The sequence below is a fragment of the Bacillus sp. FSL R9-9492 genome (genome assembly GCF_038007365.1).
GTDB lineage: Bacteria > Bacillota > Bacilli > Bacillales > Bacillaceae_G > Bacillus_A > Bacillus_A mycoides.
Window position 1 is genome coordinate 650629 of record NZ_JBBOXC010000001.1, and the last position, 21442, is coordinate 672070.

The window sequence follows — 21442 nt, forward strand, 5'->3', positions numbered from 1 at the left end:
TTTTTATTAGGGGGAAGGTTATATGAAAAGGAAGAGTTTAGCGTTAGTGTTAGCGACAGGAATGGCAGTTACAACGTTTGGAGGGACAGGCTCTGCGTTTGCGGATTCTAAAAATGTACTCTCTACGAAGAAGTACAATGAGACGGTGCAGTCACCTGAATTTATTTCTGGTGATCTAACTGGAGCAACTGGCAAGAAAGCGGAATCTGTTGTGTTTGATTACTTAAACGCGGCAAAAGGTGATTATAAGCTAGGGGAAAAGAGTGCGCAAGATTCTTTCAAAGTGAAACAAGTGAAGAAAGATGCAGTAACTGATTCAACGGTAGTGCGTATGCAACAAGTTTACGAGGGAGTGCCTGTATGGGGTTCTACTCAAGTAGCTCACGTAAGTAAAGATGGTTCTTTAAAAGTATTGTCTGGAACAGTTGCGCCTGATTTAGACAAAAAGGAAAAGTTGAAAAATAAAAATAAGATTGAAGGCGCAAAAGCGATTGAAATCGCGCAGCAAGATTTAGGAGTAACACCTAAATATGAGGTGGATCCAAAAGCGGATTTATATGTATATCAAAATGGTGAAGAAACAACATATGCATATGTTGTGAATTTAAACTTCTTAGAGCCAAATCCAGGAAACTATTATTATTTCATTGAGGCGGAAAGCGGTAAAGTGTTAAATAAGTTTAATACAATCGATCATGTGACGAATGATGATAAGTCTCCAGTTAAACAAGAGGCTCCTAAGCAGGATGCAAAAGCAGTTGTAAAGCCTGTAACAGGAACAAATAAAGTAGGGACTGGTAAAGGTGTATTAGGAGATACAAAATCGCTTAATACAACGTTATCTGGATCGTCTTACTACTTACAGGATAATACACGTGGAGCAACGATTTTCACATATGATGCGAAAAATCGTTCGACGTTACCAGGAACATTATGGGCAGATGCAGATAATGTTTTCAATGCAGCATATGATGCAGCGGCAGTTGATGCTCATTACTATGCAGGTAAAACATATGATTATTATAAAGCTACATTTAACAGAAACTCTATTAATGATGCAGGAGCACCATTAAAATCAACAGTTCATTACGGAAGTAAGTATAATAATGCATTCTGGAATGGCTCACAAATGGTATACGGAGATGGTGATGGTGTAACATTCACTTCATTATCTGGTGGAATTGATGTAATTGGTCACGAATTAACGCATGCAGTTACGGAAAATAGCTCGGATTTAATTTATCAAAATGAATCAGGAGCGTTAAATGAAGCAATTTCTGATATCTTTGGTACTTTAGTAGAATTCTATGATAACCGTAACCCAGATTGGGAGATTGGTGAAGATATTTATACACCTGGACAAGCAGGAGATGCACTTCGTTCTATGAGTGATCCTGCGAAGTATGGTGATCCAGATCATTATTCTAAGCGTTACACTGGTTCAAGTGATAACGGTGGCGTTCATACAAACAGTGGTATTATTAACAAACAAGCTTATCTATTAGCAAATGGTGGTACGCATTCTGGTGTGACTGTAGCTGGTATCGGTAAAGATAAATTAGGTGCGATTTACTACCGTGCAAATACACAGTATTTCACGCAATCTACTACGTTTAGTCAAGCTCGTGCTGGTGCAGTACAAGCTGCAGCTGATTTATATGGTGCTAGCTCTGCAGAAGTAGCAGCAGTTAAGCAATCATTTAGTGCTGTTGGTGTAAACTAAGGCTTTAAGGGATAGTTATTAATAAAATACTTCAAAAATAAAGAAGGAGCCTATGCTCCTTCTTTATTTTTTTCTCCATTTTTTCCACAAATAAAATAATCCAACACAACCTGCGATTGTAATAATCCATTTCGCTTCATTTGTTCCGTTTATGACATGATATGCAGAATATACTTCGATCAATAAGGCCGGTATTTTCCCTATTGTGCTAGCAATACTGAAAGAGAGTAATGACATTTTGCCTAGAGCTGCAAATAAAGTAACGATACTGGACGGAATGAAAGGAATAAAACGAAAAGATAGGACGAGTAGAAATGCCTCTCTGCCTTCTACGTAAAGAAGGCGTTCTACCTTTGGATACTTATTTACTTTATCGTGAGTGAACCTTTGAAGGCCTATACGATAAATATAAAACGAGATAATAGCCCCCAATGCCTCACCTGCGATCGAAATGATTGTACCATTTGTTACACCGAAGAGTTGTATATTAATAGCGGTCAAAAAAATACTAGGGATAAAACCTAAAAGACTGATGATGATGTTGATTAATATACTAAGTGGAATTGCGATTGAATAATAGTCTGTTAAGAAGTTTTGAATTGTTTCAGCCATTTTATAAAATCCTTTATCTTTTTTTGCATTACACCATATTTACATTGTATAGGCAAGTGCAAATTTACATAATGTAGAAAACAGTTGATAGAAAGGGGATTTTATACCTTATATAGGTATTGGGTATATGAAAGCATGGGTATATTTAGTTTGTTTAAAAAACACTCCATAAATCCTGTGTTTAAAGGGTTTATGGAGTGTTTCGATTGGTGTTTTCATCCGGGAAATAATTATAAAAACATGGGGGTATATTTTAAAAAGGGCAAAAAACAGTGATTTGATGAAAGGGGGGTGGAAAATATAGCAAAATGAATGAGGATTTTAAAACTGTATACATTTTTTCTTTGTGAAATTGACTTTTAGTGGAGTTACGATAATAATCATGGAAGAGGTGATACGATGAAACGATTAAGTAGTCTTTTCTTGAGTAGTTTATTGGCACTAATGCTGATTTTAAGTGGATGTGCAGGAAAAGAACAAAAAACAGAAAAACCAAAAGAGGATCATTCTACATCAGTAGAAAAAATTAGTGATAATATTTTAGATGAAATGGAAGGGCCACCTAAAAATGGTCATACGATTGAAAGGCATGTAGGCAAATCAGAAGAGGATTTGAAGAATCGTTTGAAGACAGATAAAGTTTCAGCGGCAAGTACATACTATGATAAGGAAACAGCGACAAAGGCTGTGAAAGATAGTTTAAAACAACATGATAAAGAAATTCAGGATTGGTTGAAAAACTCTAAAGAGACTCGTCTTGTATTGAATACAACTCATTCATTCCCAGTTGGAAAAACAGTAATAAAGAAAAATATGAATGTAAAAGACAAACTAGTAAAGACTGTTACTGTTTTAGCGAGAGATAAATCAGGAAATCTAGGATTTAAGATTATTACTTCTTATCCATCAGATAAATAAAGGGGGGAGTATATATGTATCCAACATTACAATACTTTCTTAAATCGTACTGTACGTTAAGTATTCATGAGGATGAAATAGTAAGCGTAATGGAAGAGTTTATAGAGCAAGAGGACGAAGAGATTGTTTTGAAATTACGCGATGAATTAGTAAATATGAAGAAAAAGAATGCGTGGGAAGAAGCGTGCGTATTAGCTGCGAAGCAAGGCAATCGTGTGTGGTCTTTAGAAGAAACGAAAGATCATCTGGAAATTTTTTTACTATTATTGCAAAAGAAAAAGGCGTGAGTAGATCACGCCTTTTTGTATACGCTTTTTGAAATTTGTCCGTTTGATATTATCTCATTGTTTTGGGGCACTTTTATATACGCTTTTTGAAATTTGTCCGTTTGAGAGTACTTCACCGTTTTGTGTTACTTTTTTATACGTAACCGCTGTTATTTTATCACCAGTATTACTAATTACTTGAGAAGAAACTTCAACGTTTTTACCAGTATTTGTACCGAAAATACGTGTAGTAATACTACCGCCATTTGAAAATGCTTGAATGTAAATATGCTTACCTGTATTGTTTTTAAATTTTAAATCCGGACCATAATCTGCCACTGCTGCATCCTGCCCAAGTGGTAAATAATTTACGGGCATAGAATGATTGCTTCGAGAAACAATTCCTAAATCTGCCCTTAAAGCTGCGCTGTATAAAGTACTACTTACTTGGCAAACGCCTCCGCCTGCACTTTGTATAACTTTACCTTGTGAATATACTGCTGCGGATTTATAACCATGTGCAGCATCAGTTACGCCAACACGGCCATTAAAACTAAACGTTTCATCAGGTGCTACAATAACTCCACTTAACGTATTAGCTGACTTATTTACGTTATAGGATTGATTTCCATTACGGCCAGCCATTGGGGTAGAATATTCAGCAATCACTTCTTTAATCCCCATTTGTTGTATATCTTCTGTAGAACGTTCAGGTTTTATTAGTGTAACTGGTAATACAACATCGGGTGTGCCAGAAGTAATAGCTGCGCTTGTTAAATCGGCTAATTTTCCTTTATCAATTTTTTCTCCATTTTGACTTTGGCTAATATTTACTGTAGAGCCTTCAACACTTAATTCGGCGTTGACAGGATTTTTTAATGTTTCATTATATTTATCCTTTATAAAGGTTTCATAAGTTGTTGTATTTAATTGTGGTGTTAATTTATAGTCACGTTTTACTTCACCGTTTTCAGCTTGCTTACGCATGTTGTAACGATTCATTACGTTCCCTTCTTGTTCTTTAAAGATATTGTCGACAATATCCTTCTCTTTATAATCTACTCCTAAATCTTTCCACGTGTAATTTTGCTTATCATTTTGGAATACGTAGTTAAGAGGTTTTTGATTTAATTCATTCACCTTTTGATTAACAAGGGCTTGAATATCTGCTTTATTTTTTCCATCAAGAGAAATACCTTCAAATGTAGTGTTTGGTAGTGCAGTTGTATTTAGTTGATTATTTAATTTGGATACATATTGATATCCACCAATACCACCAACACAAAGTAATATGCCACCAGCAATAGCGGAACCAATCAGTATTTTACTTAGCTTCATTTATTTCCCCCCAGAAAAATTTGTATAAATATATGTATTACATTTTTTGTATAAAAATGATGAAAATAACATTATGTACGTCCTAGTATACTATTATTTTCACTACGTGTGTAATGTTTTCATAAAAAATGTTACACTGCTGTAATAATTGTCTCTTTTTGTCACAATATGCATGAGAAATATGTTGAAAATTATAATAAAAAGGCTGCTTAGAAAAATCTAGCAGCCTTTTTATTATAATTTTTTATGCTCATTTTTATTCGTAACACCGAGATGTTCTTGAAGTGTTGTCGATATATCATTAACACTCTTTTCGTTTGGAACGTAATAATAAATACCACCTATATATTTATCAGTACCTTCCACTTGCAATTTATCCATTTTTAAATTTGAATCCATTGAATTTTTTGCAATAGTCATCATATCATCAAAAGTTAAATTTGTTTTTAAGTCTGTATCGACAGCATCTAATAGGCTTCCGATTTTATTAATGGAATTGAGAGATAGGGCTTTTTCAGCAATAGCCTCTAAAACAAGTTGTTGTCGTTGACCACGCATATAATCACTATCAATATGACGCGTTCTAGCTAGTGCAAGTGCTTCTTCTCCATTTAAATGTTGACGCCCTTTTTTTAGGTGAATTGCATCTGCTTCGTCGCTACTATTTTGTTCTGTGAACTCAACTGGAACGTCGACAGTTATACCACCTAGAGAATCAACAATCTTGATAAAGGATTTGAAATTAAATTTTACATAGTAATCAACTGGTACATCTAAAAATTTTTCTACTGTATCAATTGTGCTATCTACACCACCAAATACATGTGCATGTGTAATTTTATCATATTTATCACGTGATTTAATGAAGACGCGTGAATCACGTGGAATGCTGACTAGTTTAACAGATTTATCATTTTTATTAATTGTTGCAAGTAGTAATGCATCTGTACGAGTCGCTTTTCCGTAACCTTTTTCCCTGATATCACTTTCATCAACACCCATGATCAGGACAGAAATATTATCAGTCATAGGTTTAACAGCTTTTTCACGTTTGCTGGATTTATCTCCTCGGCCGAGTTCAGAATAAGCGTTGCTTAAGACGGATTTTGCTTTACTGTATATATGGAAGGAATAGCCTCCTGCTCCCATTGCTACAATAAGTAAGGGAATAAGAATGAACCAAAGTAGGCGCTTTTTCTTTGAGCGTCCTTTTTTGGCTCGAGTTTCGTTGTTAATGTCGGATTTCATCATTTTTTCTCCTTTAAAACAATCAAAGTGTATACATCTAGAAGCGTATTAAAACACATAAAAAATATTTTACGCTAAATAAAAGGTATTGTACATGTATAAAAAATAGATGTATTGATTATTTATAAGACATCTATTCGTTATTGTATACAAAAGACAGGGATAAGAAAATGATAAAATTTTACCTAATTAAAGCATAATACTTACAATAATCGCAGATAAAATACTAACAAGAGTAGCGCCGTATAGTAATTTTAGGCCGAAGCGGGCAACAACATTTCCTTGTTCTTCGTTTAACCCTTTTACCGCACCGGAAATAATTCCAATGGAAGAAAAGTTGGCAAAAGAAACGAGGAAGACAGAAATAATACCAACTGTACGGATAGAGAGAGTGCTGGAAATTTTACTAAGATCCATCATTGCTACAAATTCATTTGTTACAAGCTTTGTTGCCATAATGCTACCCGCTGTGACAATTTCAGAACTTGGTACGCCGATAAGAAATGCAATAGGGGCGAATACATAGCCTATTAATTGTTGGAAAGTAATGCCGAATATAATGAGGAATAGGTCATTAATGCAACTCATTAATGCGACGAATCCAATGAGCATAGCACCGACGACAATTGCTACACGAAAACCATCAAGAATGTATTCTCCAAGCATTTCAAAGAAACTTTGTTTTTCCCCTTTTATTACCAAAATGTCTTCATCATCGTTAACGTCGTAAGGGTTAATAATGAGTACGATAATAAAACCACTAAATAAATTGAGAACGAGTGCGGTTACTACATATTTTGGTTCAATCATTGTCATATAGGCACCGACAATGGACATAGATACTGTTGACATAGCAGAGGCGCAAAGTGTATATAGTCGATGTTTTGGAATTTGGGCTAATTGTTTTTTAACCGTAATAAAAACTTCTGATTGGCCGACAATAGCGGAAGCGATGGCGTTGTAAGATTCTAATTTCCCAAGACCGTTTATTTTACTAAGAAAGAAACCAATCCAACGAATAAAGAATGGTAGTATTTTGAAATGTTGTAATATACCAATTAAGACGGAGATAAAGACAATCGGTAATAATACGTTAAGGAAAAATGGCATTTCCCCTTTATTTGCAAGACCGCCAAATACAAAGTTTATACCACTGGCAGCATACTCAAGTAGCCTCGTAAACAGGCTAGAAATTACCGTAATAAGTATGAGACCAATTTCTGTATTTAATAATAAATAGGTTAAAATTAATTGTATAATAAGCATGATAAAAATTGGTTTAAATTTAATATGTTTCTTATTGTTGCTAGCAATATAAGCAAGGAAGAAAACAACGATAAGTCCCACGAAAAAAGTAATAAATTTCATAGTAAGCCCCCTAAAAGAGATATTCTGCTATATATGTTTTTCATTTCAAGGGAGAATATGCATCTTTGGTAAAGAAAGGAATAGAGAGAGCATGAATATATGTAGAGTGCACCATGTTGCAATTATTTGTTCGAATTATGAACTGTCAAAGGATTTTTATACTCGGATATTAGGTTTTAAAGCGATAAATGAAGTATATAGAAAAGAACGAGATTCTTATAAGTTAGATTTATGTGTAGGGGAAGAGTATCAAATTGAATTATTTTCATTTCCTAGTCCACCTGAGCGCCCAAGTTTTCCAGAAGCAGCTGGACTTAGACATTTAGCATTTGCTGTTACAAATATAGAAGAAGCTGTAAACCATTTAAAACAATGCGGTGTGGAGACTGAAGCGATACGTATGGATGAAATTACGGATAAAAAATTTGTCTTTTTCCAAGATCCTGATGGCTTGCCTTTAGAATTGTATGAGGCTTGAAATTGGTGAATTTTATATAGGGTTGCTTTCAAATAAATGAAGAAACTAAAGTGAAACTTCTTTTGTAAAGGAGGTGTAACTTTAGCTAAGAAAGCTAAAGGACATATGTGGATATTTTAAAATTACTGATGGTAGCCATCCTTATTGCGTTAACAGCATTTTTTGTGGCTGTTGAGTTTGCAATTATTAAGGTGCGTAGCAGTCGTATTGATCAACTCGTTAGTGAAAAACGAAGAGGAGCATTGGCAGCTAAAAAAGTAACTTCGAATTTAGATGAGTATTTATCAGCATGTCAGTTAGGTATTACAATTACTGCTTTAGGGCTTGGGTGGTTAGGAGAGCCCACTATAAAACATATACTCGAGCCGTTGTTTTTAAAACTACACCTATCTCCTGCAATTGCAAGTACAGTTTCATTTATTATTGCCTTTGCAGTTATTACGTTTTTACATGTTGTCATTGGTGAACTTGCTCCGAAGACGCTCGCTATACAAAGGGCAGAGCAAGTTAGCTTATTATTATCGAAGCCAATTATTTACTTTTACCGAGTAATGTATCCGTTTATTTGGGCTTTAAATGGTTCTGCAAGGCTTGTAACAGGGTTATTCGGATTACATCCGGCTTCTGAACATGAAGTAGCTCATTCGGAGGAAGAATTACGATTAATCTTATCTGAGAGTTATGAGAGTGGAGAGATTAATCAAAGGGAATTTAAATATGTAAATAATATTTTTGAATTCGATAATAGAGTCGCAAAGGAAATTATGGTACCTCGTACGGAAGTTGTAGGTTTATATGAGGACGAACCATTTGAAACACATATTAAAATAATCGCACAAGAAAAGTACACGAGATATCCCGTATTTGGTGAAGATAAAGATGAAATTATTGGGATGGTTAATGTAAAGGATTTATTTATTCGTTATATGGATGGTAACCGAGAAGAGGGGTGCTCGATTACGCCATATACAAGGCCAGTTATTGAAGTGTTAGAAAATATACCTATTCATGATTTGCTATTACAAATGCAAAGAAAACGAATTCCATTAGCTGTATTATATGATGAATATGGTGGTACAGCGGGGATCGTTACACTAGAAGATATTTTAGAAGAAATTGTTGGAGAAATCCGAGATGAATACGATGAAGATGAGCATCCACCTATAGAACATATAAGTGAAGGGTGTAAAATCGTAGAGGGAAAAGTGCTTATTAGTGAAGTAAATGATTTATTTGGCATACACTTAATCGCTGATGATGTAGATACAATTGGTGGCTGGATTATGGTACAAAAGCAAATCGTTGCTGAAGGAGATATTATTGAAAAACACGGCTTTTCTTTTAAAGTTCTTGAAAAGGATATGCATCAAATTAAGCGAGTTGAAATAAAGAAAGTAGAAGAATGAATGGATTTTCTATTATATAAACTTTAATAAAAAGTATATATAGAAAAATAAATGTTTGCGCTTTCAAAAAAGGTGCTATATAGTGAAAGTGGATACTGAAGAATTCATTTAATGATACTCGTATTTTATAGGGCGAATTCTTTAGATAAGGATTTAGAATGAAAAGTATAGGTGATGAAAAATGATAGCAACGAAGGATATACGTATAGAAAAAGATTTTTTAGGTGAAAAGGAAGTACCGAGTGTAGCTTATTATGGTGTACAAACATTACGTGCCGTAGAAAACTTTCCTATTACAGGATACCGCATTCATCCGTCACTCATTACGGCAATGGCAATTGTAAAAAAAGCGGCAGCGCTTGCGAATATAGATACAGGTTACTTAGCTAAAGATATCGGACAAGAAATTGCAGAAGCGGCACAAGAGATTGTTGATGGAAAGTTCCATGATCAATTTATCGTAGACCCGATTCAAGGCGGAGCAGGTACTTCAATTAATATGAATACTAATGAAGTAATTGCAAATAGAGCGCTAGAACGTATGGGATACGAAAAAGGTGAATATGCGAAAATTAGCCCAAACACTCATGTGAACATGGCCCAATCAACAAATGATGCGTTTCCAACTGGGATTCATATAGCAACTCTTATGATGCTGGAAGAACTTCTTGTTACAATGGAAGAACTTCACTCTGCTTTTCATGATAAAGCAAAAGAGTTTGATCACGTTATTAAAATGGGGCGTACGCATTTGCAAGATGCAGTTCCAATTCGCCTTGGGCAAGAATTTGAAGCATATAGCAGAGTGCTAGAGCGTGATATAAAAAGAATTAAACAGTCTCGTCAACATTTATACGAAGTTAATATGGGTGCGACAGCTGTCGGTACGGGATTAAATGCAAACCCTACTTATATAGAACAAGTTGTGAAGCATTTACGAACTTTTAGTGGTTTCCCTCTTGTTGGTGCAGAGCACTTAGTTGATGCGACGCAAAACACAGATGCATATACAGAAGTATCTGCAGCACTAAAAGTATGTATGATGAATATGTCTAAAATTGCAAATGACCTTCGTATTATGGCGTCTGGTCCACGTGTTGGGTTGGCGGAAATTCAATTACCAGCTCGTCAACCAGGTTCATCTATTATGCCGGGGAAAGTAAATCCAGTTATGGCAGAAGTGATTAACCAAGTTGCTTTCCAAGTAATTGGAAATGACCATACAATTTGCTTAGCGTCAGAAGCTGGACAATTAGAGTTAAATGTAATGGAACCGGTATTAGTATTTAATTTAATTCAATCCATCAGTATTATGAATAACGGTTTCCGTGTATTCCGTGAATACTGTATAAAGGGAATTACAGCGAATGAAGAGTTGCTTAAGCAATATGTTGAAAAAAGTGTTGGAGTTATTACGGCAGTGAATCCTCATATTGGTTATGAAGCAGCTTCTCGCATTGCACGTGAAGCAATTACGACAGGAAAATCTGTTAGGGAGCTATGTTTAGAACATGGTGTACTTACAGCAGAAGAGCTTGATATTATTTTGGATCCATACGAAATGACGCATCCTGAAATTGCTGGTGCTTCTTTATTAAAGGATAAAGTGAAACTTTAATCAGTGGGGGGGGAATCCCCCACTGATTATTAGTTGAACCAATCGGGCTTTTACGGGCAGTTGATCTCCCACCTAACTCCCTCGCATTCGCCGAATTTTGGGGTGGGAGTTTTACTGCCCGTTAATGCGGGATAAAAAAATGTAATGTAAAAAGCACCGATCCATTTGGATCGGTGCTTTTTTTAGAAGATATTAAATACAGAGTTAAGTTGAAGTAAGCTAATAATAGCTAAGAAGATTAAACTATATTTCATTACTATTTTAAATAGAGCAGATTCTTGACCAACTAGTCCAACTGCTGCACAAGCAACTGCTACAGATTGTGGTGAAACCATTTTTGCGATTGTACCACCAACTACGTTTAATGAAACGAGAGTAGATGGTACGATGTTTAACTGATCGGCAGTTACTGCTTGAAGTGGTGCGAATAATGAACCACTTGATACGACTGAACCTGTAATGAATACGCCAATCCATCCTAAGATTGGAGAAAGAACTGGGAATGCATTTCCTGTAGAAGAGAATGCAAGTCCAAGTGTAGATGACATACCAGAGTAGTTTTCTACGTAAGCTAAAGCGATAACGCTACAAATTGTATATACTGGAACTTTTAGTTCTTTTATTGTTTCGATCATTAATTCTTTAATCATTTTGCCGTTTACACGGTAGACGATAAGTGAAACGATGATTGCTAATACAATCGCAGTAGTTGTAGAAGAGAATACATCTAGTTTGAAAATCGCTGCGAAAGGTGTATCAGCCTTTGTAATTGGTGCAGTTTTCATAACCGCATTATGAAGACCAGGGAATTGAATGTTAAATACTAAGTTTGCCAATGGACCATCCGGAGCAAATAAAGCTTTAATTGGTTTTAAATTAAAGATTGTTACAAATGCAGTTAAGAATACGAATGGGGACCAAGCATATAAAATTTGATTGAATGTATGAGATTCTTTTTCTTCTTGTTTTTCTTCTTTAGCAGAAGATTTTGGTTGCCAAACACGTAAGAATAATGTAAGAGCGACCATACTTACGACTGCTGCGAAAATATTAGTAAGTTCAGCGCCTAAGAAGTAAGTCACAAGGAACTGAGTAATTGCGAAAGAAACACCACTTACAAGAATACCTTGCCAAGTTTCTTTAATGCCTTTAAATCCATCTACCATTGAAACAAGTAAGAACGGTAAAACAATGCTAATGAATGGCAAAATGTAAACAGCTTGACGACCGACAGTTAATGCATCTAGCCCAGTTAATTGTGCAGGTACTGTAACTGGAATACCCATAGCACCCATAGCACCACCAGCGATATTAGCTACTAAGCAAATACCTGCTGCTTTTAATGGATTAAAGCCCATACCTACAAGTAATGCAGCTGTAATAGCAACTGGAACACCGAAACCAGCTGCGCCTTCTAAGAAAGCACCGAAAGAATAAGCGATTAATAATACTTGTAAACGCTGATCATTTGTAATACTTGAAATGCTATCACGAATGACATTGAATTGTTCTGTTTTAACAGTTAATTTGTAAAGGAAGATAGCTGCGATAACGATAGTACAAATTGGATAAAATCCAGATAAAACACCGAATCCGGCAGATGCTACAGCTACAGTTGCGGGCATTTTATAAACAAATATAGCAAGAATAATAGCGACGATCACACTATAAAGCCCAGCCATGTAACCCTTCATTTTGAATCCCACTAAACAAATAATGAAGCAAAAAATTGGGAGTGCTGCGATTAGTGCAGATAACCAAATATTGTTTAATGGGTCATAAATTTGTGTCCAAGTACTCATAATAATGACAACTCCTATCTATTATATGTGAAGAAATTCACATTATTTGTGAAACTATTCACAATCAACTTACATGCTTAGTATATTCTCCTTCAACACTATTGTCAACGTGAAAAAGTATAATTATTCCATAATAGTATTAAAAGTAGCATTTTGTTCATAAAGTAGACAAAAAGCGTAATCAAATTGATTTGATTACGCTTCTATAAATTATTTACATATTCTTTCATTTTTTCATATGTCATTGGTCCTACATGCTTATATTGAATGACACCGTTTGTATCGATGACAAAAGATGTTGGAATACTGATAATTTGATATGCGGCACTTGCCTGGCCTTTCTGATCTAATAGGACGGGGAAGGTATATTTGTTTTCTTCAAGAAATTGTTTTACATTGTTCGGGTCTTTTTCAGTAGCTGTCGCATTTATAGCGACAATTTCAATCCCCATATCTTTAGTATCGTGATAAAACTTTTCCATATCAGGCATTTCTATTTTGCATGGACCACACCAGCTTGCCCAAAAATTCAATATTACTTTTTTTCCTTTATAGTCTGTAAGACGAACTTCTTGACCAGTGGTTGTTTCCAGAAGGAAATTGCGGGCAACATTGCCAACTTCAGTTCCAATGGGGGTGTTTGATTTTGAAGCTATATCTTCTTTGTTGTCTAATAGGAAGTGATCGATAATAGTCCAGCCAACCGCAATGCTAATTAACGCAATAATAAACCATTTTTTAATATTACATCATCCTCCTTACTTAAATTTCCTTTTTATCGTAACAAAGTGGTTAAATATGGTCAAATTACTTTACGATAGGTTATCAATTATGGACGATATTTTACAATATCATTACTGTACATTTCAGTAAGGTGAAAATATAACAAAAAGCCTGATAAAACAACGTTTGTAAGCAAAGTATTGCTAGCCCTTTGTTTTGCTTTTTTATTGTATCATATAGTATAATATTCAAAATCAGGTGGGATTTTTTCTTGAACTGTGTGCTGATAAAAGTCGGAAAATTTTCTCAGCATTATAGGTTGATAAAGTTATGTCGTAACAGGAAATATAAGAACAGATATATAAATAAATAAAGAGAAAATAAAAAATGAAAATGAGGGGAATTTTATGAACCAAAACCAATTTGACTGTCGTATTTCAGAAGAAGACGTACAGATGTTAAGAGCATTAGCTCATCCACTTCGTCTACGTTTAGTAATGGAACTGATGCAGCGTGGAACATGTAATGTAACACAATTACAAGAGGTATTAGAAATTCCGCAATCAACTGTTTCGCAGCATTTAACGAAATTAAAACAAAATAAAGTAGTACGCTTTGAGAGACGCGGGTTAGAAGTGTACTATCAAATTCATAACGATAAAGTAAGTGAAGTAGTAAAAACATTATTTTCTTAATTTTTGAATATTATGGAAAGAAGACGTGTGAAATATACGTCTTTTTTTATTTGGAAAGGATCTAATAATAGGAAGATTTGAGAGCGTATATATTAGCGTGTTAGAAAGAAACAAACTATCGGTTGAAGTGCTAAATTGACGGAATATATTCTGAAGGGATATGAAAAGATAGAAAGGAGTGTTGTAAGCCAAAGGAGGAATAATATAATGGATGTAAAACGTGTGAAACAGATATTATCTTCTTCAAGTAGAATTGATGTTACATACGAGGGAGTCCCCGTATGGATTGAGAGCTGTGATGAGCAGAAGGGTAGTGCTCAAGTGTATGACGTATCCAACCCAGGAGAGAGCGTTCACGTGGATGTGACGGCTTTAGAAGAGATGTAATAGAAAAGACGCTTCTAATTGTAGAAGCGTCTTTTCTATTACATCATATGTGCAATTTTCTTAGAGAACATAAGAAGTACTAATCCTAGCACGATTACGATAACACCGATGCTTGCGAATACTTCTAAATATCCTAAAGATTGAGTGAAAGCAGCTAATTGTCCTGCTAATAAGTTTGCAAAGCCAGTACCAGCTAACCATACACCCATTAATAAAGATGCTAATTTAAGAGGTGCGATTGCACTTACCATAGATAATCCGATTGGTGATAAGAATAATTCACCGATTGTGTGGAACATGTAAGTGAATACAATGAATAGTAAGTTTGCTTTCATTGTAATGTTACCTTCATCGCTACCAGTTTTTAGAACAGCTAAAGTTAAAACTAAGTACCCGATTCCTAGTAAAATCATACCAAAAGCCATTTTTGTAGGGATTTTTAAATCACCATTTTTTGTTTTTGAAAGTTTAATCCATAATGCAGAAACTGGTAATGCTAGTAAGATAATGAATAGTGGGTTTACAGATTGGAACCAAGGTGTTGGAATTGTAAATCCACCAATTGTACGATCCACGAACTTATCTGTGTAAAGTGTTAAAGAACTACCAGCTTGTTCAAATCCTGCCCAGAAGAATACAACGAAACAAGTTAAAATTAAAATTGCAGTTGTACGCTTTTTCTCTTGTGTTGTTAAAGGTTTTTTCTCAATAGGTTTTGCATTTTGTTCTTTAGATTTTTTACCGACAACAGTTGTTCCAGCTGATCCTAAGTAACGAGGTGCTAATAAGTTAAATGCAATCTGTCCAATGATCATACCGATACAAGCTGTTAAGAAACCGTATCTATAATCTGTGAAATAACCGCAAATGAATGGAGCGATAAGAGCTCCTAAGTTAATTCCCATATAGAAGATAGTGAAGGCACTATCACGACGAGAATCGTTTTCGCTATATAATTGACCTAATAAAGTCGAAATATTTGGTTTGAAGAATCCGTTACCGATAACTAATAATCCTAATCCTAAAAATAGTCCAGTTTTCGTGTTCATTGAAAATAGTACGAAGTTACCAAGTGCCATAATGATACCGCCGATGGTAATGGCGTGTCGTTTCGTAATGAAATGGTCAGTTAGCCAACCACCAATAATAGGTGTGAAGTATACTAACATTGTGAAAATACCGTAAATCTGTACAGCAACTGCTTTATCAAAGCCTAAACCGCCACTTACTAAGCTCGTTGTTAAATAAAGAACTAATAAGCCACGCATTCCGTAATAACTAAATCTTTCCCATGCCTCTGTAAAGAACAACAAATATAATCCTGGTGGATGTTTTTTTGGTGATTGTTGCTCTCCAGCTTTGTCTAATTTTAAAGCTGCATCCATGTTTGTTTCCCCCTAATCCTGTATAACGGATATTTATGTAATTATTTTAATTCACAAAATATTTAGAAGTCAATAGAATTATATGGAAATAGCAAGAAAATTTCTAAAAAATCTATTTTTCTTCAACCGTTATTGTATTTTTCCCTGAAAACAAGATAATAAGCGTTTTCAAATGTAGTAATTGAATTCTAAAAGAAAGTAAAATAGTGATAAATCAGAAAATTTAGACTAGAATATTTATTCTGATATAGAGAAAATAAACTATATTTACTTTTATAATATAACATATCGGGAATAAAAATACAAAATGAAATAATGTGACACTTCAGTGAAATGAAAAAACCAGCTCCATAAAAGAGGGAGCTGGTTAGAATGAAATTATTTAACAAAGCGTTTTTCAATGTCGTCTAGTAGTAAGTTAGCAGCCATTACACCGCCAGCTGTATTCCAAATAACGTCGTCAACTTTGTATGCTTTTCCGTTCTTTACTGCATTTAAGTTTTTAAAGAGAGGGTCGTTTATATATTCTTTTTCTAGTTCAGAACCTTTTTTCTCATTGCCTTTATCGAATGTGAAGTAGAATAATACATCGCCATCCATTGCCGAAATACGCTCTTTAGATACGTTACGTTCTGCGAAATCATCTTTGTTTTGATCTCCAGGACGTTTAAATCCAAGTTCTTTTAAAATAACACCAGAGAATGTATCGCCATGATAAATACGAACATCACCAGGCATAAAACGTACCATAGAAATTTCTTGATTTACTTTATCGCCAAGTTGGCTTTTCAAATCTTTCATACGTTTTTCGTAATCAGCTAAAACTTTTTGACCTTCTTTTTCTTTATTTAAAGCCTTTGCATAAAATGTGAAGTTATCTTTCCATTCACCGCGTAATGTTTCAGAGAACACAGTAGGTGCGATTGCTTTTAGTTGCTCGTACACTTTTTCGTGACGCATTTTGTTACCGATAATTAAGTCTGGTTTTAAAGAAGCAATCGTTTCAACGTTAACTTGTCCTTCGTCGCCAACAACTTTTACATCTTTCATTTTATCCTTAATATGTGGATACCACGGATCACCAGTCCAAGACTTTACAGCACCAACGGGTTTCACACCTAATTCAAGTAAAGCTTCAGTTCCTTCATTCGTTAAAATAACTACACGTTTTGGATTAGCAGGAACTTCTGTTTTACCCATTGCGTGTTCAACGGTAATCATTTCTTTTTTATTATCTTCTTTTGTTGATTCTTCTTTGTTATTTGATTTTCCACAAGCACTTAAAAGAAGTGAAAAAGCTAGTAGAAATACAAATACTGTAAACGATTTCTTTTGCATGAAATTCATTATGTACCCCCTACATGTTGAGAATATTTTTCAATAGCAAGCATGATATTAAGCCTTTATCTTTTGATTGTCAATATATATTACTGAAAATAGTTCTCATTATCGTTGACAATGAGAATTAAGTTGAAATACACTTACAACGTATCATTATACATTGAAGGGGAAACGCTGCATGTTATTAAAAACAAATCAAGCAAAATGGATTGGATTATTTGTTGGAATCGTTGCAGTCGTTATTTGTATTTGGGGAAGTATTATTTTCGGATATACAAATACGAGCTGGAAATTAGCTTTAGATGCTTTTTTCCATTTTAATGGTTCAAATGAGCATATTATTATTCAAAATGTGCGTCTACCAAGGGCGTTAATTGCAGCAAGTGTTGGTGCTAGTTTAGCCATTGCGGGTTGTTTAATGCAAACTTTAACAAAGAATCCGCTTGCTTCTCCAGATTTTATTGGATTAAATTCAGGCGCTGCGTTCTTTATAGTTGTAGCAATTGTACTCTTTTCCGTGACATCATTATCAGCTTTCACATGGATTGCCTTTTTAGGAGCGGCAGTTGCAGCAGTACTTGTATTTGCCTCTAGTTCTTTAGGAAAAGAAGGGACAACGCCTCTTAAGTTAACATTAGCAGGTGTAGCGATAAGCGCTTTATTTTCATCATTAACACAAGGGTTACTTGTATTAAATGAAAAAGCATTTGAAGAAGTGTTATTTTGGCTTGCCGGATCTGTGCAAGGAAGAAAGTTAGAGATTTTACAATCAGTATTCCCGTATTTATTAATAGGCTGGATTGCATCTTTTATGATGGCAGGGAAAGTAAATACATTAATGATGGGGGAAGATGTCGCAAAGGGGCTCGGACAACGAACGATTTTAATGAAATCATTCGTGTTACTTATTATTGTACTGTTGTCTGGTGGTTCAGTTGCGGTTGCTGGTCCAATTGGATTTATTGGCATCGTTACTCCTCATTTCGCAAGAGCTCTTGTTGGGGTAGATCACAGATGGAGAGTACCCTATAGCGGATTGTTAGGTGCAATACTATTAATCTTGGCTGATATAGCAGCAAGATATGTCATTATGCCACAAGAAGTACCAGTAGGGGTTATGACAGCATTTATCGGGGCCCCATTCTTTATTTATATTGCACGTAAGAGAGGGCTTAGCAAATGAAGAAGTATATTCCGTTTCGTATTGGAAAAGGCGAGCTCTCGTTTTTAATGTATAAACGAGCTTGTCTCGTCTTATTGAGTTTACTAGTTGTTTTAATAGGATTATTTTTTGCGAGTGCAGGTATGGGGGATATGAAAATTGCTCCTTATGACGTATGGCAAGCGATTACCGGAAATGGTGATGCGATGTCAAATATGGTTGTAAATAAATTTCGTATGCCGCGTATTTTAATTGCTATCCTCGTAGGAATTGCGCTTGCGGTAGCGGGCTGTATTTTACAAGGGCTCGTTCGAAACCCACTTGCTTCTCCTGATATCATCGGAATTACGGGCGGGGCAAGTGTTGCAGTTGTACTCTTTTTAGCTATATTTAGTGATAAAAACAATGCGTTAACAGTAAGCATTCATTATATGCCGCTAGCAGCTTTTGCTGGGGCAACAATTGTAGCGTTTTTTGTATATTTATTTGCCTGGAAAAATGATGGATTATCACCGATTAGTCTTGTTTTAATTGGTGTTGGATTTTGGGCATTAACGAAAGCAGCAACAACTTTATTTATGTTGTTAGCACCAATTTATCAAGCAAGTCAAGCGAATGTATGGATCACAGGTACTGTTTATGGCTCTTCGTGGCAAAACGTTATGATACTTGCGCCGTGGGTTCTTATTTTAACGGTAATATCATTTATAGCGGCTAGACATTTAAATGCACAAGAGCTAGGGGATGATATAGCAGTGGGACTTGGTGTTCCTTTAACGAAGTCGCGTGTATTTATGTTGTTACTTAGTACAGCTTTAATTGGCGGGGCAGTTGCCTTTGCAGGAGGAATTGGATTTGTTGGTTTAATGGCACCTCATATTTCGCGAAGATTAGTTGGCTCTTTCTACGGTGCATTGCTCCCAGTTGCGGCGATTATCGGTGCAATTCTAGTACTCGCTGCAGATTTAATTGGGCGTACAGTTTTCACACCACTTGAAATTCCAGCAGGGGTATTTACATCAGCAATTGGTGCACCTTATTTTATTTATTTACTTTATAAAAGTCGGAATTCATAAAGGGAGATGAATATGCAAAAAGCATTGGAGACGAAACGCTTGACGCTGTCGTATGGTGAAACGATTATTATTGATGAGCTGAATTTAGAAATTCCAAAAGGGGAAATTACAATCTTCATCGGTTCTAACGGTTGTGGGAAATCAACTTTATTACGTTCACTAGCTAGATTATTAAAGCCAACAACCGGTGACATTTTGTTAGATAATCAAGCAATTCAAAGTATGCAAACGAAGCAAATCGCTCGTCAAATGGCGATTTTACCGCAAGGGCCACAAGCACCGGAAGGACTTACGGTATTGCAACTTGTAAAGCAAGGACGTTATCCATATCAAACATGGCTGAAGCAATGGTCCGAAAAAGATGAGGAAATGGTACAAAAAGCGCTTGCTGCAACGGGTATGACAGAATTTGCTGAGCGTGATGTTCATGCCCTTTCAGGTGGACAACGTCAACGTGCTTGGATTGCAATGACCCTTGCACAAGATACAGATATTATTTTGCTTGATGAGCCGACTACATATTTAGATATGACGCACCAAATTGAAGTGTTAGATTTATTATTCGAATTAAATGAAACAGAGCAAAGAACGATTGTTATGGTATTGCACGATTTAAATTTGGCATGTCGTTATGCAGACAACATTGTAGCTATTCAAGATAAACAAATATATGCGCAAGGTAAACCAGAAGAAGTTATTGACCAGAAGTTAGTTCGGGATGTATTCCGTATGGAGTGTCAAATAAGCGCTGATCCGTTATTTGGGACACCGCTCTGTATCCCGCATGGAAGAGGAAGACGTGTACTTAAAGAGGCTGTTCAGGCGATGAGATAACGAAAAAAGACGATGAGGATTCATCGTCTTTTTTACCCCGCTATTTGTGGGCAGTAAGATCCCCATCTCAAAATCCAGCGAAAGCAAAGAAGCTGGTTGGGGGATCAACTGCCCGTAAAAGCCCGATTGGTGCGGGCTAATAATCAGTGGGGGATGAACCTCCCCCACTGATTAAAGTTTCACTTTATTTTCGGCAAGAAAATAATAGAAAAAGGGGAATACGTAAACGTCGTTCATATTCTTCTTCATCTTGAAAACAGTTTCGATTTGGTGTAGCTTCTTTTAAGCTTGTAATCGTAAATCCGGCTTGTTGTAATAATGTAAAATATTCTTCCGTAGTCCGGTGATATTTAATAACTTCTTGATCAATCCATGGCTCAACTCGTTTTCCTGTTTCGAAATAATCATCGACGAGCCAACTAGTTCTTTTACCACTCGTTTGCAAGCTTTCAAATGAAGAGGTAATAACGGGATGTTGAACGCTAAAGGTGAAGGTTCCGTTTGTTTTTAAAGTTTGAAACACATTTTGAAAAATGATATCAAGGTGTTCAATATAATGTAGGGCGAGTCTAGATGTTACTAAATCAAAAGTAGAAGGAGGGTATGTGTAGTCTTTGAGGTTTAAAAAATGAACGGTGCCATTTTTATTTTCTAGTTGTTTTTTAGCTTTTTCATACATAAGCTCGGAGCCTTCAATACCAGTGTAAGAGTGGCATCCATGTTCTAATAATTCTTCGCCGAATTTAGCATCACCACAACCTAAATCGAGGATTTGTTTTCCTGTTACATTGCCAATGAGCTGAAAGAATGCTGGTTTTTCAAGGGATTCGTTTGAACTATTTTCTCGATATCTTCGCTGCATATATTGCTCTAAAAACGATTCGTTATTATATACATCAGATTCAGTAAATACCATTTTAAAAGCCTCCTAAATATTTTTTTAATTCTATCAAATATGAAAAGTAAATGATAGATTTCTTGTAATGAATCATATATAATCTAAAAATGTAAGCGGTTTCTTTAAACTATTTTTCTATAATAAATTCTGAAAACGTGTTAAGC

The 21442-nt window shown here is 35.4% G+C and carries 20 protein-coding genes; 11 read left to right on the forward strand and 9 right to left on the reverse strand.

Features of this window, described 5'->3' with window-relative positions; genetic code table 11:
• Positions 1-22: 22 nt before the first annotated feature.
• The gene (locus MKY70_RS03205; RefSeq protein WP_341023126.1) at positions 23-1723 is read left to right on the forward strand and encodes a M4 family metallopeptidase; all 1701 of its coding nucleotides are present in this window, start codon (positions 23-25) and stop codon (positions 1721-1723) included.
• 63 nt (positions 1724-1786) lie between these two features.
• On the opposite strand, the gene MKY70_RS03210 is transcribed toward MKY70_RS03205, so the two are convergent.
• Positions 1787-2335: a TVP38/TMEM64 family protein gene (locus MKY70_RS03210; protein ID WP_044444465.1), complete on the reverse strand. Its 549-nt coding sequence runs from the start codon at positions 2333-2335 to the stop codon at positions 1787-1789.
• Positions 2336-2734: 399 nt separating this feature from the next.
• On the opposite strand from MKY70_RS03210, the gene MKY70_RS03215 reads away from it, so the two are divergent.
• Positions 2735-3253: an RNase A-like domain-containing lipoprotein gene (locus MKY70_RS03215; protein WP_341023130.1), complete on the forward strand. Its 519-nt coding sequence runs from the start codon at positions 2735-2737 to the stop codon at positions 3251-3253.
• 14 nt (positions 3254-3267) lie between these two features.
• Positions 3268-3540, forward strand: a complete 273-nt coding sequence (locus MKY70_RS03220) for a hypothetical protein (RefSeq protein ID WP_002091014.1) — start codon at positions 3268-3270, stop codon at positions 3538-3540.
• Positions 3541-3594: 54 nt separating this feature from the next.
• Here MKY70_RS03220 and MKY70_RS03225 read toward each other — a convergent pair whose 3' ends face one another.
• The 3 genes from MKY70_RS03225 to MKY70_RS03235 all read right to left on the reverse strand — a co-directional run bounded on the left by MKY70_RS03225 (position 3595) and on the right by MKY70_RS03235 (position 7473).
• Positions 3595-4857: a VanW family protein gene (locus tag MKY70_RS03225; protein WP_341074454.1), complete on the reverse strand. Its 1263-nt coding sequence runs from the start codon at positions 4855-4857 to the stop codon at positions 3595-3597.
• A gap of 234 nt (positions 4858-5091) precedes the next feature.
• A complete protein-coding gene (locus MKY70_RS03230; RefSeq protein WP_002029713.1) occupies positions 5092-6108 on the reverse strand; it encodes an LCP family glycopolymer transferase in 1017 nt (338 codons plus the stop codon).
• Positions 6109-6294: 186 nt separating this feature from the next.
• Positions 6295-7473 (reverse strand): NupC/NupG family nucleoside CNT transporter, encoded by a 1179-nt coding sequence (locus MKY70_RS03235; protein WP_000668860.1) that lies wholly within the window; start codon positions 7471-7473, stop codon positions 6295-6297.
• Between the two features lie 91 nt (positions 7474-7564).
• Here MKY70_RS03235 and gloA2 point away from each other — a divergent pair, with 91 nt between their 5' ends.
• The 3 genes from gloA2 (at position 7565) to aspA (ending at position 10975) form a co-directional block, all read left to right on the forward strand.
• The gene (gene gloA2, locus MKY70_RS03240) at positions 7565-7951 is read left to right on the forward strand and encodes an SMU1112c/YaeR family gloxylase I-like metalloprotein (RefSeq protein WP_001017670.1); all 387 of its coding nucleotides are present in this window, start codon (positions 7565-7567) and stop codon (positions 7949-7951) included.
• A 107-nt stretch (positions 7952-8058) separates the two neighbouring features.
• Positions 8059-9357 carry a hemolysin family protein gene (locus tag MKY70_RS03245; RefSeq protein ID WP_002140341.1) on the forward strand — a complete coding sequence of 433 codons (1299 nt, stop codon included), beginning with the start codon at positions 8059-8061 and terminating at the stop codon, positions 9355-9357.
• A 181-nt stretch (positions 9358-9538) separates the two neighbouring features.
• Positions 9539-10975: an aspartate ammonia-lyase gene (gene aspA, locus MKY70_RS03250; protein WP_131247551.1), complete on the forward strand. Its 1437-nt coding sequence runs from the start codon at positions 9539-9541 to the stop codon at positions 10973-10975.
• 182 nt (positions 10976-11157) lie between these two features.
• Here the strand turns inward: aspA and MKY70_RS03255 are convergent, their stop codons facing one another.
• Both MKY70_RS03255 and MKY70_RS03260 read right to left on the reverse strand, forming a co-directional pair.
• On the reverse strand, positions 11158-12777 hold the full coding sequence (locus MKY70_RS03255) for a lactate permease LctP family transporter (RefSeq protein ID WP_002029741.1): 1620 nt from the start codon (positions 12775-12777) through the stop codon (positions 11158-11160).
• Positions 12778-12980: 203 nt separating this feature from the next.
• Positions 12981-13520: a redoxin domain-containing protein gene (locus MKY70_RS03260; RefSeq protein WP_320610212.1), complete on the reverse strand. Its 540-nt coding sequence runs from the start codon at positions 13518-13520 to the stop codon at positions 12981-12983.
• A gap of 387 nt (positions 13521-13907) precedes the next feature.
• Between MKY70_RS03260 and MKY70_RS03265 the strand changes: the two genes are divergently transcribed.
• Positions 13908-14195 (forward strand): ArsR/SmtB family transcription factor, encoded by a 288-nt coding sequence (locus tag MKY70_RS03265; RefSeq protein ID WP_001075217.1) that lies wholly within the window; start codon positions 13908-13910, stop codon positions 14193-14195.
• A 207-nt stretch (positions 14196-14402) separates the two neighbouring features.
• Entirely contained in the window at positions 14403-14582 is a 180-nt protein-coding gene (locus tag MKY70_RS03270; protein ID WP_002010492.1) for an acid-soluble spore protein H, read from the forward strand.
• A gap of 38 nt (positions 14583-14620) precedes the next feature.
• On the opposite strand, the gene MKY70_RS03275 is transcribed toward MKY70_RS03270, so the two are convergent.
• Both MKY70_RS03275 and MKY70_RS03280 read right to left on the reverse strand, forming a co-directional pair.
• Positions 14621-15967: a peptide MFS transporter gene (locus MKY70_RS03275; protein ID WP_341074455.1), complete on the reverse strand. Its 1347-nt coding sequence runs from the start codon at positions 15965-15967 to the stop codon at positions 14621-14623.
• 378 nt (positions 15968-16345) lie between these two features.
• The gene (locus MKY70_RS03280; RefSeq protein ID WP_341023144.1) at positions 16346-17314 is read right to left on the reverse strand and encodes an ABC transporter substrate-binding protein; all 969 of its coding nucleotides are present in this window, start codon (positions 17312-17314) and stop codon (positions 16346-16348) included.
• 172 nt (positions 17315-17486) lie between these two features.
• Between MKY70_RS03280 and MKY70_RS03285 the strand changes: the two genes are divergently transcribed.
• Genes MKY70_RS03285 through MKY70_RS03295 form a run of 3 tightly spaced genes read left to right on the forward strand, consistent with a single transcriptional unit; the run spans position 17487 to position 20380 of the window.
• Positions 17487-18491, forward strand: coding sequence for a FecCD family ABC transporter permease (locus tag MKY70_RS03285; RefSeq protein ID WP_002010489.1), 1005 nt, complete (start codon positions 17487-17489; stop codon positions 18489-18491).
• Positions 18488-19546, forward strand: coding sequence for a FecCD family ABC transporter permease (locus tag MKY70_RS03290; RefSeq protein WP_113770579.1), 1059 nt, complete (start codon positions 18488-18490; stop codon positions 19544-19546). Before MKY70_RS03285 ends, MKY70_RS03290 begins: the two co-directional genes overlap by 4 nt.
• A 12-nt stretch (positions 19547-19558) precedes the next feature.
• On the forward strand, positions 19559-20380 hold the full coding sequence (locus tag MKY70_RS03295; protein WP_002167083.1) for an ABC transporter ATP-binding protein: 822 nt from the start codon (positions 19559-19561) through the stop codon (positions 20378-20380).
• A gap of 184 nt (positions 20381-20564) precedes the next feature.
• Here the strand turns inward: MKY70_RS03295 and MKY70_RS03300 are convergent, their stop codons facing one another.
• Entirely contained in the window at positions 20565-21296 is a 732-nt protein-coding gene (locus MKY70_RS03300) for a class I SAM-dependent methyltransferase (RefSeq protein ID WP_341023148.1), read from the reverse strand.
• Between the last annotated feature and the right edge of the window lie 146 nt (positions 21297-21442).